General features: G+C 42.2%; 13 protein-coding genes. 5 read left to right on the forward strand and 8 right to left on the reverse strand.

From position 1 onward, the window contains the following. Positions 1 to 202: 202 nt before the first annotated feature. The gene (gene ubiU / locus P2E05_RS18225) at positions 203 to 1,198 is read left to right on the forward strand and encodes a ubiquinone anaerobic biosynthesis protein UbiU (RefSeq protein WP_154622830.1); all 996 of its coding nucleotides are present in this window, start codon (positions 203 to 205) and stop codon (positions 1,196 to 1,198) included. A gap of 13 nt (positions 1,199 to 1,211) precedes the next feature. Beyond that, complete coding sequence (locus P2E05_RS18230) at positions 1,212 to 2,087, forward strand: U32 family peptidase (RefSeq protein WP_154622831.1); 876 nt, start codon at positions 1,212 to 1,214, stop codon at positions 2,085 to 2,087. Positions 2,088 to 2,669: 582 nt separating this feature from the next. On the opposite strand, the gene P2E05_RS18240 is transcribed toward P2E05_RS18230, so the two are convergent. The 6 genes from P2E05_RS18240 to P2E05_RS18265 form a co-directional block, all read right to left on the reverse strand. Next, entirely contained in the window at positions 2,670 to 3,863 is a 1,194-nt protein-coding gene (locus P2E05_RS18240) for a glutathionylspermidine synthase family protein (RefSeq protein ID WP_272657846.1), read from the reverse strand. 2 nt (positions 3,864 to 3,865) lie between these two features. Further along, positions 3,866 to 4,582 carry a DUF1190 domain-containing protein gene (locus P2E05_RS18245; RefSeq protein WP_276122940.1) on the reverse strand — a complete coding sequence of 239 codons (717 nt, stop codon included), beginning with the start codon at positions 4,580 to 4,582 and terminating at the stop codon, positions 3,866 to 3,868. A 16-nt stretch (positions 4,583 to 4,598) separates the two neighbouring features. After that, on the reverse strand, positions 4,599 to 5,006 hold the full coding sequence (locus tag P2E05_RS18250; RefSeq protein WP_196713708.1) for a DUF350 domain-containing protein: 408 nt from the start codon (positions 5,004 to 5,006) through the stop codon (positions 4,599 to 4,601). 262 nt (positions 5,007 to 5,268) lie between these two features. Next, positions 5,269 to 6,429 (reverse strand): ABC transporter permease, encoded by a 1,161-nt coding sequence (locus P2E05_RS18255; protein WP_154622836.1) that lies wholly within the window; start codon positions 6,427 to 6,429, stop codon positions 5,269 to 5,271. Further along, on the reverse strand, positions 6,429 to 7,574 hold the full coding sequence (locus tag P2E05_RS18260) for an ABC transporter permease (protein WP_154622837.1): 1,146 nt from the start codon (positions 7,572 to 7,574) through the stop codon (positions 6,429 to 6,431). The genes P2E05_RS18255 and P2E05_RS18260 overlap by 1 nt, the downstream gene beginning before the upstream one ends. 11 nt (positions 7,575 to 7,585) lie before the next feature. Continuing rightward, positions 7,586 to 8,557 carry an HlyD family secretion protein gene (locus P2E05_RS18265; protein WP_272657847.1) on the reverse strand — a complete coding sequence of 324 codons (972 nt, stop codon included), beginning with the start codon at positions 8,555 to 8,557 and terminating at the stop codon, positions 7,586 to 7,588. A gap of 240 nt (positions 8,558 to 8,797) precedes the next feature. Here P2E05_RS18265 and P2E05_RS18270 point away from each other — a divergent pair, with 240 nt between their 5' ends. The 3 genes from P2E05_RS18270 to P2E05_RS18280 all read left to right on the forward strand — a co-directional run bounded on the left by P2E05_RS18270 (position 8,798) and on the right by P2E05_RS18280 (position 11,692). Further along, the gene (locus tag P2E05_RS18270; protein WP_154622839.1) at positions 8,798 to 10,483 is read left to right on the forward strand and encodes a sensor histidine kinase; all 1,686 of its coding nucleotides are present in this window, start codon (positions 8,798 to 8,800) and stop codon (positions 10,481 to 10,483) included. A 15-nt stretch (positions 10,484 to 10,498) separates the two neighbouring features. Then, positions 10,499 to 11,215 carry a two-component system response regulator BtsR gene (gene btsR / locus P2E05_RS18275; protein ID WP_154622840.1) on the forward strand — a complete coding sequence of 239 codons (717 nt, stop codon included), beginning with the start codon at positions 10,499 to 10,501 and terminating at the stop codon, positions 11,213 to 11,215. A gap of 102 nt (positions 11,216 to 11,317) precedes the next feature. Continuing rightward, complete coding sequence (locus P2E05_RS18280; RefSeq protein WP_154622841.1) at positions 11,318 to 11,692, forward strand: YjaA family stress response protein; 375 nt, start codon at positions 11,318 to 11,320, stop codon at positions 11,690 to 11,692. A gap of 237 nt (positions 11,693 to 11,929) precedes the next feature. On the opposite strand, the gene P2E05_RS18285 is transcribed toward P2E05_RS18280, so the two are convergent. After that, the gene (locus P2E05_RS18285; RefSeq protein ID WP_276122941.1) at positions 11,930 to 13,861 is read right to left on the reverse strand and encodes a DEAD/DEAH family ATP-dependent RNA helicase; all 1,932 of its coding nucleotides are present in this window, start codon (positions 13,859 to 13,861) and stop codon (positions 11,930 to 11,932) included. Between the two features lie 169 nt (positions 13,862 to 14,030). Continuing rightward, positions 14,031 to 14,948, reverse strand: a complete 918-nt coding sequence (nlpI, locus tag P2E05_RS18290; RefSeq protein ID WP_154622843.1) for a lipoprotein NlpI — start codon at positions 14,946 to 14,948, stop codon at positions 14,031 to 14,033. Positions 14,949 to 15,008: the final 60 nt, after the last annotated feature.

The raw sequence follows: 15,008 nt of genomic DNA on the forward strand, positions 1-15,008 counted from the left end.
TGAATACTCTGTCTACTCGCCTATTTGCCAGTAAATCCACCTAACTAAAACGCATCAGTTTTTTGATATTGGAGTGTTAACATCAAAATAACGATGCAAATTCAACAGGTAAACAACCAATTCACTGCCTTAAATCAAAATCTGTCTCTACCGAGTTGACTAGAATGCTAAGTTGTCGAAATTTTACACTGGAATAGACACCATGGAATTACTCTGCCCTGCGGGCAACCTACCAGCTCTCAAAGCGGCTGTCGATAATGGTGCCGATGCGGTTTATATCGGCTTGAAAAATGATACCAACGCACGCCATTTTGCAGGCCTGAATTTTACTGAAAAAAAATTACGTGAAGCAGAACGCTATATACATAATCACAAGCGCAAACTGCATATTGCAATTAATACCTTTGCTCATCCCGATGGTTTTCAACGCTGGAGAGACTCTGTCGACCTTGCAGCATCTTTGGGCGCAGATGCATTAATTCTTGCTGATTTAGCCATGCTTGAATATGCCGCGAATAAGTATCCACATATTGAGCGACATGTGTCTGTGCAAGCTTCAGCGACAAATACCGAAGCGATTCGCTTTTATGCACGTAATTTTGATGTTCATCGTATCGTATTGCCGCGCGTACTCTCTATCCATCAAGTCAAGCAACTCGCCAAAACTAGCCCTGTTCCCTTAGAAGTCTTTGCTTTTGGTAGCCTATGCATCATGGCAGAAGGACGCTGTTATCTGTCATCTTATCTCACCGGCGAATCCCCCAATACGGTTGGTGCTTGCTCGCCTGCACGATTTGTTCGTTGGCAGCAAACGCCACAAGGCATGGAATCACGTTTAAATGAAGTCCTGATCGACCGCTATCAAGGCAATGAAAATGCTGGTTATCCGACACTATGCAAAGGACGCTATTTGGTTGATGACCATCAATACCATGTACTGGAGGAGCCTACCAGCCTTAACACCATAGAACTACTGCCAGATTTGATGGCCGCAAATATTGCATCGGTCAAAATTGAAGGTCGCCAACGCAGCCCAGCCTATGTGACCGACGTCACTCGTATCTGGCGCAAAGCCATCGACAAATACAATGCAAATCCGAAACAATTTATTGCGGACCCACAATGGTTGAAAGTTTTGGGAGAACTGTCTGAAGGTAGCCAAACAACCCTTGGCGCTTACCATCGTAAATGGCAATAATAAGGAATACGTCATGAAATATGCATTAGGATCAGTTCTTTATTACTGGCCAAAACAGCAACTTGAAGCGTTTTATCAGCAGGCTATGCAAAGTGAAGCTGATATTATTTATCTCGGTGAGACCGTCTGTAGTAAGCGCCGTGAAATGAAACCAGCTGACTGGATTGATTTGGCTAAGGCACTGTCTGCTAGCGGAAAACAGATTATTTTAAGTACCCTCGCACTATTACAAGCCCCTTCTGAACTTAAAGAGATCAGTAAATTAGTCGATAATGGCGAATTCCTCGTGGAAGCACACGACTTTGGGGTGATTAATATGTTAATTGAGCGCAACCTGCCTTTTGTCGCCGGTCATGGTTTGAATTGTTATAACGCTCAAACGCTTAATATCCTACTCCGACAAGGTATGCAACGCTGGTGTATGCCTGTCGAATTGTCTCGTGATTGGCTAGTCAATTTACTCAATCAATGTGACGAGCTAGGAATACGTGACAAATTCGAAGTTGAAGTGATGAGTTATGGACACCTACCTCTCGCCTATTCGGCCCGCTGCTTTACCGCGCGCTCAGAAAATCGTGCAAAAGATGAGTGTGAAACTTGCTGTATCAACTATCCACAAGGCCGAAAAGTTTTTTCTCAAGAACAGCAACAGGTTTTCACGCTCAATGGATTGCAGACACAAAGTGGCTATTGCTACAACTTAGGCAATGAACAGCTATCTATGATGGATTTAGTGGATATTGTACGTATTTCTCCTGAAAGTCATGATTCTCTAAAAATACTGTCACAATTTAAAGCCAACCAAACAGGCCTAGCACCACTAACGATTACAGACAGGAGTTGTAATGGCTATTGGCGACAAGTTGCAGGTTTAGAGATGGTTGATTAGAGGTTAGCCATACATCCATGAGCGAAACACTCTGATTGCTTTTTTATGTCGATGGGATATCGGCTGCCTTTATTCGTACTCGTACAGATAGTCTCCCAAATAATTCGCAGCGTATCTCGGCGGCAAGTCAACGAATCACTTGGAGTGATAGAAAACGATATGGCTAACGCAAATGTGCATCGCCAATACTGCTGCGATTTGCAGTATGACGGGGTAGTAGTTTCAGTGATATGCGGTGATATCAGCAAGTCATCACTTATCCCAACGTGACATGTACACGACCATTGAAGCCACCACAAGCCACTTTGTGGCCTTCCAGTGTTACGGCGATCCCGTTGATTTTTATTAAACTGTCGCCCTCGGCAATAGTGCCTATTTTTTACCCGATGAGCCATCAACCAAGTCGCCTGTATGGGCGACTCCTTAAGTTTGAATTGATGTATTTTATAGAAATTCATGAACGATGAAATGATTGAGTATGACTCTTTTATGCGGAGATAGAGTTCGCGCTTGATCACTATCACCATGCGAGAAATGAGATCAATTCGCGGTGCATAGGTCGCCTTTCACAAATAAGCTGCATTAATTCATAATATAATGAGGAATAAATCGAGATGTATCTTTGGTTATTAACGAACCATCTTCTCGGATAGCAATGCCAGCAGGTTCATCACCAATCACCCAGCTTCCTATTAAGGTATAATCGGAACCAAATTTAGGCAGTAATGCACTGGCCTGATAAATACGGGGTTCATGAGCATATTCACCAAATTCTTCTGTAATAATCTCTTGTTCGCTGTTCATGAATAATGAAACGTTCGCACCTTCGCGTGAGAATAACGGTTTGGTTGTAAAACCTTGCCAATGACTCCCCATATCCTGTTTAAGTTTTCCAACAATATTAATTTGCTCATCGGCAAAATAAGCAGGTAACAAATTAGGATGGTTAGGGAAATAACGCCATAACAAAGGTAATAGCCCTTTATTACTTAAAATTGATTTCCATAACGGTTCCAACCATTCGGTCCGTTGGCTACGCAATATCGGGCCATAATCATCTTGGAACATCCACTCATAGGGGTATAATTTAAAACCTTGATGAATAATCTGATCTCGTAAATCCGTAAAAACCCCACCGAGGCCTAACCCGATATCTTCCATGTAAATAAATTGCGTTTGTAATCCCGCTTGGCGAGCACAGTCTTCCAAATATAAAACAGTTCCGCGATCTTCTATCGAGTCTTCGCAACAGCAAAAATAAAAAGGGTGCTCGTTACGCCATAATAAAAAACGCTGAATCAGTTTTTCCTGAATCGAATTAAACTGGTCGGCATTAGCTGGAATTAAACCTCTTGCTGTCATATCAGACAGCCACTGCCATTGAAAGAATGCGGATTCGTAGAGTGATGTCGGAGTATCTGCATTATATTCAAGTAATTTTGCTGGCTGATATCCATTCCATGAGAAATCCATTCTTCCATATAATGACGCTTTATTCTTTCGCCAACTATTTGCAATCGCATCCCAATATAATTCAGGGATTGCAAGTTCTTCTAAGATAGCCTCATCGTTAATAGCAAGATCAACAACCTCTAAACACATCTGATGTAATTCTTCGGTGGGATCTTCAATACCATTTTCAATTTGCTCTAAGGTAAAACAATAGGCGTGTGATTCATCCCAATAAATTTCATCATCAATAATATGAAAATCAAAACCATAATCTTGAGCTATTTTATCTAAATTCTCACGCGGCTTTAATGGTATTCGCAACATACTCAGCCACCTTTACGACTGGATTTATGTCCGAAGCCGCCTCGTGAAGTCGTTTTAGTCGAGTTATTACTGTATTTAGCGGGTTTCAACTTATTTGAACTATCGGAAACCCATTTATCCGATGAACCAGGCTCATAATAAACATCCGGTTCACTTTTAGAACGATAAAATGGTCTAGCCCTTGAGTAATAATGCAATCCTGAATGCGCAGACGTTGAAGAACGACTCACTTCACTGGGATAATTATCAACCGAAAAGCCTGCTAGTGTAGGCGCATAAGCCTCGCGCTCTTGGGCATCACAATACTCATTGTCATGGTTTTGGGATAAGCACTCCAAATTTTCATACGGAGTCAATTTGCGATTTATTAATGAGCAATTACCTTGCCCATAAATAGATTCACAGCTATTTAGTTGATTATAGTAAGCCATGTGCTGAATTAATTGTTGCTGAGCTTCTTCTTGTTTTTGCGTACAAAAAGATCGGCTATACCCCGCTAATACACAATCATCGCTATTTTTAAAGATCGTCACCGTAGAGGTTGGAGATTCTTTGCTACAACTACGTATACCAAAAATAACAGCCCCTCCCATAATGGCTAGCGTCAGTATGCTAGGGCCTTTACGTACTTCTTTTTTTACGGTACCAATTCGTTTTAATTGAGCGTTAGCATGGGGCTGATGACTTTTATGTTTCTTTATTTTATTTTTCTTACTCATAGAACATCTTTATTTGTTAATAACTCATACTAACGGCATTCAAAATACCAAACCCAAGTGATGTACCTCCTAAAAATAGCCCAGCAGAAATATTATTCTGTTCTATTTTCTCGCTGATCTTTGGCATATATATTTTGGTTGCGCCGAGAACAAGTAATTGGACAAATAATGCAATAACGCCCCAAATAATACAGTCGAGAAGACTAATAGAGTGAGAAATAGCACTCGATAGTGGAGTGATATAACCTAGCATAGCACCAATAAATGCAAGCCCAGCAGCGGTATTATTCTGTTTGATTAATACCCACTCATTATGACGCGATATCCGTGTATAAATAAAAAGAAACACAAGCACCATGACAGTACCTATCGCAAAATAACTCATAAACGAAAGTAACGCAGAAAGGATAGTCGAAAAGTCCATAGAGATTTATTCCTTTAAAAAAGGAATAAATGTAACTTAAGCTTTTTTTAAAATAAAGCATTTATAAAGAATTAAATTAATTTTAAAGTTCAGGCTATTAATATCTTATAATGCGTAAAACTATTTATTCATAATTGGGATTATCTAATAATGACTTAAAAACTCACCGTCATATTAGAATGAAGGCCGGTTATTTATCTCAACATCGCAATGACTTTCAATCTTTATCAGGCCTTCTATTCATGAGACATCTTAAACAACATTATGAATCATGACGCTGCTTCCGCCAACGATGCATAATATGGGAAATATGACGTAATTCACCGTCACGTAGCATACCAATAAACACACCAATCACAGTATAAATGACCCCAAGAACCAGCATCATCACAATATCCATCAATACGCCACTAAACGGTAGACCCATTTGGTTGATCCCCGCCATGGCACTGGTTGCCCATGTTGATGGTAATGCTGACGCGATCATGCGTACCCACTCAGGCATTGCTTGCAATGGCCATATCGTTCCTGACATATAGAAAACCGGTGTGGTAATAAACGCTAAGGTTAAATAAATCATCTCAACACTACGTAAACATTCAGTCACTAACTTACCTAACCCAATTACTGCCAATAAGAAAGGAAAAGTCAGCATCCATAATTGATACAGTGGTGCTTCTTGGCGATAACCTAGGATCCATGGCCACAAAGCAAAAAAGACGGTGGATAAAAATAACCAAATTGGGATCAATGCAGATAATGCCCCTAAATATACTGCTAATGGCGGTTTACCTTTTGGCGTGCCACGAATAGCAATACTCACGCGAACACAGGCAATAAGCAGTGAATGCTGTAACAACATGACGAGCAAACCGGGAAACACAATGGCGGCAAAGCTGACACCTGGATTATACAAAGGCTCCGTTAAGCTACGGATTGGAGTAATAATGACTTTAGCTTGCTCTTTGCTATAACCAGAATTAATTAATAATTGTGTGTTATAGCTATTTAATAATGTTTGATAAGCACTGACTAATTCTTGTTGGATCTGGCCGCTCGCCAAACGGTTGGTCGCGTCACCATAAACAGGGATCGTAATAGTTTTACCATTCAATAAAAACTTTTCAAAATCGGTTGGAATGATAATGATAGCGAACAATTGCCGACCGATCATATCCTTGCGAGCTTGATCTAAACTATCATAACTGTGCAGTTTCACTTTCGGAGCAGCATCTAAGTCACGGATAAGTGCTCGACTTGCCACACTATGATCTTGGTCGATCACTGCAACAGGTAAATCCCATAACACCGGCTTCGCATAAACTAAACTCATCACACACAACGAGACGATCAATAATAACCACATTGGCTTATCTAACATGCCAATCAGTACTTTACGGAAGGTTGCAAAATACATCTGCATTAAAGCTCCCCTCCTTGTGCCGCAATTCTTTTCGGCAAGCGTTTACGGATCAAAAATGCCGTTACGATGGGATAAATCAGTAAGAACAAACAGACTTCGACAATACGTTTAAATGAAATTTCACGTAAGAAAATATCAAACATCGCGTTGAGTGTGTGGGTTAATGGCTCAATATTCGAAATAATTTGTGCGGGCAAAATCATGGATAATTCAGGTACTGCCATTCCCGAGAAGGCTAATGCAATACTCACTAGCATCCCAATAAGGCTATAAGCCATAATTGCACTAGACGTGAAACTAAATAGCAATAGCCCAATACTTTGTGCCGCTATCACATAGAAGAAGCCAACCATTATCATATAGAGGGGATTTCCCACCACCTTAGCGTCAAAGATACTCACCAATGCCGCAAGTTCAACCACTAATAATGTGGTAAAAAATAATGTATAAGGGGCCATTTTTCCGAGCACGGCCATACCAAATGGCTTCACACTCTGTAATATTGAGCTACGCGATAAAGTATAAATCGTACACGTCACCACGAACAATTGCAGCATATGAATAGTTGCTGCGAATTGCTGGTAATAGATATAGCTGCCGCTGGGGTTAAATAAACTGTCGTAAGAAAGAGTCACTTGTGCTAATGGGGGTAAGGCTTTTCCCATTGAACTCGCCAGTTGAGTACGGTACTTGGCATTCAGCTCAGCCACCAGACCACTGAAATCTTGGATCGCATAACTTCCCGACGCATAAAACAACGCATTGTAGTACATGCGTATTTCAGGTTGGCGCCCCCGTAATACATCCGCTTCAAAATTGGTAGGAATATATAAAAGCGCATAATCTTGCGCACTAGCTAAGCGTTTTATTGAGCTGTTAAGGTTGTTATCAATCGCTTTTACATCTGCATGGGGGCCTGCATTCAGATCCCGAATAATCTGCCTAGACGCTGGGCTTCGGTCATTATCAACGACGGATACCGGCAGATCCATCAGTGTTCCTTCTGAGAAGTTAGCGCTTATTAACGTAAATAACATTAACGGAAACAGCCAACTTAACCAGTGAAAAACAGGGCTGCGGATAGCGGCTTGTGTTTCTCGACTGAATGCATGTTCAAAACCATGCCAAGCGAATTTTAATCTCATCACAGCGCCTTTTATTTATCCCAGCGCCATAACACGCTCATACCCGGTCTTAAGCCATCAACCGGTTCTAATGGATACAAACGAACTTCAAAGGTTTTCAAATCGAAATCCCCTGTCGCACGTGTTGCCCTTTTTGTTGCGTAATCCCCTTTTGGTGCGATATAACGAACCACTGCTTCAATTTTTTTATCGCCTAAAGCGGGAACATCAAGTTGAATCTTGTCACCTTTTTTAATATCAACAAGGATATCTTCACGCAGGTTATAAATGAAATAAGCCTGTGGGATGCGGACCATGGTCATTAATGGGCTACCTGCATTGAAAATTTCACCAATTTCCGCGGGTATAGGCCCTATTTCGCCATCAACGGGAGCTTTCACTTGTAAGTCATCTAACTGCACTTGCAGCTCAGCCAGTTTCTGTTCAGCTTCACTCAGTTGTGCCGCATATTTTTGACGTAATTCAATACGGTCACCATTTTTGGCTTCTTCAAGCTGCGCCTTTGCGCCTTGTACTTGCTGGAAAGCCACCTCTTTTGCTTTACGTGCATTATCTAACTCATTAGCAGAAACGTAGCCTTTAGCAGACAAGTTATTTAAGCGAGTATATTCACGTGTCGCATTTTGATACTGCGAGTTAGCTTGTGCTAATGACGCTTGTAAATTACGAATTGTTTCTTCACGTGTTCCATTAATTGATTGAGCTAATTGCGCTTTCGCTTGGTCTCTCGCGGCTTTTAAAGCTGCGTATTGTGCCGTTAGTTCAGGGCTCTCTAATGTTAATAACAATTGCCCTTTTTGAACGTCATCCCCGCGTTCCACATGGCGTTCAATAACACGACCTTTCGCCTTAGAGGTCACCATAACCTCAGGCGCATCGACTTCACCTTGCAATAATAAGAATTGATTGTGGGAATGGAAAAGTGCCGCCGCCGCTATCAAAATCAGCATCAACAAAATCAGTGCTATTGTTCTTTTTTTCATTATTAGTAAAACCCTAAATAATCACGGAGGAAACTATAATCATCAAATTATCGCAATAATTGCCGATACAGCGTTAATAAATTTGTGCGCAAGGTCACAAACAAGAGGGGGGAGATATAATATTGAAGCGACTTTCCCCTTATGTCAAATAAAGATAGCTAACTTTGACTAAATCGCTATTATTAAATCAGCAGCTTACGCTAAAATTGCGCGGCTAAAATGCCAAAATTGGAACCCTTTATGTACGAATTTGATCTCATTTTGCTGCTATTACAACAGATGTGCGTTTATTTAGTCATTGCATGGGCATTGAGTAAAACGCCTCTTGTTATCCCTCTATTAAAAGTCACTATCCGCCTGCCGCATAAGGTCATGTGCTACCTTATTTTCTCTGTTTTTTGTGTGATGGGAACTTATTTTGGCTTACATATCAATGACTCTATCGCCAATACACGTGCGATTGGTTCCGTGCTTGGAGGGCTACTGGGTGGGCCAGCGGTTGGCTTTGCAGTGGGATTCACTGGAGGATTACACCGTTATTCACTCGGCGGTATGACCGCATTTAGTTGTATGGTTTCTACTATCGCCGAAGGATTGATTGGCGGTTTAGTGCATCGTTATTACATGAAACGAGGCCAAATCGATAAAATTTTTAACCCAATTACCGCCAGTTGTGTCACCTTTGTCGCTGAAATTATCCAAATGCTCATTATTCTATTACTGGCACGTCCTTTCGATGAAGCATTAGAACTGGTGAAAAATATTGCAGCGCCCATGGTGATTGCCAACACGATTGGTGCCGCTATGTTTATTCGTATTTTGCTCGATCGCCGAGCGATTGTTGAAAAATACACGACGGCCTTTTCGGCTCAAGCCTTGAAAATCGCATTATGTACAGATGGTATTTTACGCAAAGGGTTCAATACTGATAACAGTATGAAAGTAGCCAAGATCATCTATCAAGAATTAGAGATTGGTGCCGTCGCCATCACGGATAGAGAAAAGATTTTAGCCTTTATTGGTATCGGAGCCGATCACCACTGCCCAGGCACACCGATAGCTTCCGAGCAATCGCGGCGAGCGATCGATAATAATGAAGTCGTCTATGCTGATGGTAATGAAACCCCATATAAATGCTCTTTAAGCCCAACTTGTAAACTCGGCTCCGCGTTGGTTATCCCCCTTCGTGGGGAAAATGAGCGAGTTATCGGCACGATTAAACTCTATGAAGCTAAAAATCGTTTATTCAGCTCAATTAACCGCACTCTCGGTGAAGGCATCGCGAGCTTATTTTCAGCACAGATTCTCGCTGGACAATATGAGCGTAATAAACAATCACTGCTACAGTCGGAAGTAAAGCTACTTCACGCGCAAGTGAATCCTCACTTTTTATTTAACGTACTTAATACACTACAAGCTGTTATACGCCGAGACAGTCGGCAAGCTGGACAATTAGTCCAATACCTCTCAACGTTCTTTCGCAATAACCTCAAACGCCCTGAACAAAATGCGACACTCGGTGAAGAATTAGAGCATGTGAATGCTTACTTACAAATAGAAAAAGCCCGCTTCTGTGAAAACTTACAAATAGCGCTCGATATTCCAGACACATTAAAACAGGTGCAATTACCGGCATTCTCGCTGCAACCTATCGTTGAAAATGCAATTAAACATGGCACCTCACAGTTATTAGATACTGGATATATTACAATAAGAAGCTATATACGCTGTGAACAGGTTTATATTGAAATAGAAGATAATGCAGGCCTCTATCAGCCCACAGCACAAAACGATGGCCTAGGAATGAGTTTAGTTGATAAACGCCTACGTCTAAAATATGGCGAGCAATATGGCGTTAGCGTGGAGTATGAACCAGAACAATTTACGCGAGTGCAATTACGGCTTCCCTACATGTTAAAGCAATAAAATGATTAAATTTATATGAATGTATTGATTGTTGATGATGAACCACTTGCACGGGAAAACTTACGTTGTTTATTAGAAGAGCATGATGATATTGAGATCATGGATGAGTGTGCTAACGCTATTGAAGCGATAAGTGTTATTCATAAAAAGAAGCCCGATGTCGTCTTTCTTGATATCCAAATGCCTCGTATCACAGGCCTTGAGATGGTTCGCATGCTTGACCCTGAGGATAGGCCGTATATCGTCTTTTTAACGGCCTTTAATCAGTTTGCTATACAAGCTTTTGAAGAACATGCCTTTGATTATTTATTAAAGCCATTAGAAAGCGAAAGGCTGAATAAAACACTGAATCGACTACGTCAAGGTAAGCAAAAGCAAGACCTTGACGTTCTTAGCGATCATGAACCTCTAAAGTTCATTCCATGTACAGGACATAGCCGTATTTGGCTGATGAAATTAGATGAAGTTCAATATGTCACTTCACGCATGAGTGGCGTTTATGTGATGAGCACCCAAGGACAAGAAGGCTTTACTGAACTCACCTTAAGAACCTTAGAATTACGCACACCATTAGTTCGTTGTCATCGTCAATATTTAGTCAACATGACGCAGTTAAGTGAAATTTTGTTTGGTGATAATGGTCAAGCAGAGCTAGTCTTAAGCTCAGGGGAGCACATTCCTGTAAGCCGCCGCTATTTAAAGCCGTTAAAAGAAGCACTTGGATTAATTTAATGACTTTAAATGATACCAATTGCAGCTAGGCTGATTAATGTGAGTAAGCCTAGCCATTAACGCTGTAACCTGAAATATGACGAATATATAGGGAGATCACACATGGCTGACTTCTACTTACAGCTTCGAACCAACTCAATGACCTTAAAAAACTTAGAGACTCATGAGGAATACACCGCTGAAGGGGAATTCTCATCGTCTCGGTTAATTATTGGGGATTTCTACGTCGCGCAAAGCCTTCTAGTACAACTTATTGATGCCATGAAACTCAATGTTCGGCTTCCTTTAACGACTCATCACCGTATTGTGATACAGGCCTTAGAAAAAAATGAAGGTGGACTCAGTCCCGTTGAAGTCAGGCTATTAGAAGAAATTACGGTTGCAGCGTTTAATCATAAACTCAAAAAAGTGATTGTCAGCCATGACGAGTTACCCATGCCACAAAGGCAAGCGGAAGAGTTATTAGAAAACAACTAGTAGTAAAACCTATTGTTATCCACTTACTGCGTATACCCATTCACGCATAAGCACCAAAGTAGCCATCCACAAGGAAGAGTGACCGCTTGGCTGTGTCTTAATCCGCAACACAATATAGAAAGCGATTGTTGCGACGATAGATTGAAATAATAAAAAAACCCGCAATCCAATGGAAAGCGGGTTTTTAGATCTTACCGATAACGTTTTACACTAAGAACTCGGTAAATGCGTGACTAATTACGCATTATGGCTAGCGCTACGACGACGTGGTGCGGCGGTATTGTGGTCTTCATTGCGACCACGTGGACCGTTGCTATTACCGCGATCACGGTTACCACCACGGCGGTTACCCCCCGCATTATCACGATCACCACCACGGCGGTTTCCACCATCACGATCGTGACGACGACCCGCACCGAAACCACCTTCATTGCCAACATCACGACGTGGACCACCACGACGCTCACGGCGCTCAAATGGTTGTGCATCACCAATCAATTGCATTTGTGTTGGTTTGTTCAGAATGCGCGCACGGCTTAAATGCGTTAATACGTCAGTCGGCATGCCTTTTGGTAATTCAATCGTCGAGTGAGTCCCGTACAACTTGATATTACCGATATAACGGCTGCTGATATCGGCTTCGTTAGCAATCGCACCAACGATGTGACGAACTTCCACACCATCATCGCGACCCACTTCGATACGATACATTTCCATATCACCAACATCACGGCGTTCACGACGACCGCCGCGATCACCACGTTCTGCACGCTCGAAACCATTACCATTACGGTCACGACGACGGTCATCACGGTCATTGAATTCACGACGTGGACGACGTGGTGCATCAGGTGGCAGGATCAGCGCACGCTCACCTTGTGCCATTTTCAGTAGTGCTGCTGCTAATGTTTCCATATCAACATCTTCTGACGGTGACAGTTTTTTCAGCAGTGCACGGTATTGATCTAAGTCGCTGCTTTCAAATTGCTGTTGAATTTTCTCAGCAAATTTCGCCTGACGACGTTCACTCAGCAATTGAGAATCTGGCAGCTCAACTTCTGGGATCGTCAGTTTCATCGTACGTTCAACGTTACGCAGCAAGCGGCGTTCACGGTTCTCAACGAACAGTAATGCGCGACCAGCACGGCCTGCACGACCTGTACGACCGATACGGTGAACATAAGATTCTGCATCCATAGGGATGTCGTAGTTAACAACTAAACTAATACGATCAACGTCAAGGCCACGCGCCGCAACATCTGTTGCGATCAGAATATCTAAACGGCCGTCTTTTAAACGTTCCAGAGTCTGCTCACGCAGTGCTTGGTTCATATCACCATTCAGTGCCGCACTGTTATAGCCATTACGCTCAAGGGCTTCAGCCACTTCTAGCGTTGCGTTCTTAGTACGAACAAAGATGATTGCCGCATCAAAGTCTTCTGCTTCCAAGAAACGAACCAACGCTTCATTTTTACGCATACCGTAAACAGTCCAATAACTTTGAGCAATATCTGGACGTGTTGTAATACTAGCCTGAATGCGAATTTCTTTAGGCTCTTTCATGAAACGACGTGTAATACGACGAATCGGTTCTGGCATCGTTGCAGAGAACAGTGCTGTTTGATGTTCTGCTGGGATTTGGCTCATGATGTTTTCTACATCTTCAATAAAGCCCATACGCAGCATTTCATCAGCTTCATCCAATACTAAACCTTTCAGTTTAGACAGGTCTAACGTACCACGCTTCAGGTGGTCAAGTAGACGACCTGGTGTACCAACAACCACTTGTGGTCCTTGGCGTAGAGCACGCAACTGAACGTCATAACGTTGACCGCCATACAGGGCAACAACGTTAACGCGGCTCATGTGTTTAGAAAAATCGCTCATCGCTTCAGCAACCTGCACCGCCAACTCACGCGTTGGTGCTAGGACTAAAATTTGCGGAGCTTTTAAATCAGGGTCAATGTTATGGAGCAGTGGCAGACTGAATGCAGCGGTTTTACCACTACCCGTCTGAGCCATACCCAGCACATCATTACCATCCATCAACAATGGGATACATTGTTTTTGGATTGGCGAAGGTTTTTCATATCCCAGGTCGTTTAGTGCAGTCAAAATAGACGCTGATAAACCTAAATCAGCGAAAGAGATATCAGTCTCGGTGGTCATGTAAAGGTGCCTCATACTTAATGGCGGCCAGTTTACATAACCGTGCGAAATTCATTTCGGTCATTTTCATTTAAAATGTGAACTGGCTCAAATTGTGTTATTAAACGAACAAATAGGCCGTCACCCCGAAGGATGATGACTCAAAAAATAATCATGAAATGTTCGTCAGCTATTGCTGGCCCGATTCTAAAAGGTCGTCTTGTTCTTGGCCTAACAGCGCCAATTCCAACAATGCATAGCGGTGTTCAACAAAGCTGTGGGCGTTGTTAGCCACCGTCAGTTTGAATAACGCAGTTGCGCTATCCTTATCCCCCAGACTTAGGTAATGCTTACCTAAATAGAAGTTAGTTTCACTGAGATGCTCAGCGAGCGAAGTGTTATCCGCAGAAGTTTCTTTCAAACGCGCCATCAATGTGTTCTCACTGATATTGCCTAGATAAAACTCTACGATATTCCAGCCCCATAGCCCTTTCTCCGCGCTGTTATAACGAGCAGCCAGGTTATCCTGTGCTACACGCGGGTCTATGTCTTTCTCTACTAGATAAAGCCATAGTGTACGAAAAGGATCATTTGGATCTATCTGATAATACGCCAGCAGATCATCCTGCGCTAATTTGTATCGGCCACCGTAATATAATGCGATGCCACGATTCATACGCGCGAAATTGTAAGTTGGATCAAGCTCTAATACAGAATCAAACGCTTCATAGGCGGCATCATAGTTGCCAGCCTGCGTAAAATATATTCCTAAAAAGTTAAAGATTTCAGGAATATCGGGACGAATAGCTAACGCTGTTGAAAAATCATTGCGCGCTAACGCCCTCAAACCGAGACTATCATACAACACTCCGCGCTCATATAAAAGCTGGGCGTATTCATCATCGGTCAAAGATCGGCTCGCAAGGATTTGTTCCATACGAGCCAATATTACTTCTTGTTGTAGTGAAGGTTGCAGAGGAACAGCAAATACCTCGTTTTTACGCCAATCTTTGTTACTGCATCCAAGGAGCACAAAAAAGATAAGCGCAGAGACCCCGCGAGTTAACGCGTTTAAGCCCCTAAACCGAAGACAGATACTGTTCAGCATACTCCGTCCTTACATTACCACTGTGTCAGCAAATTATGGCTATGCGCCCTAAAACATAGG

Origin of the sequence: Providencia stuartii, assembly GCF_029277985.1 — a bacterium.
Taxonomy (GTDB): Bacteria; Pseudomonadota; Gammaproteobacteria; order Enterobacterales; family Enterobacteriaceae; genus Providencia; species Providencia zhejiangensis.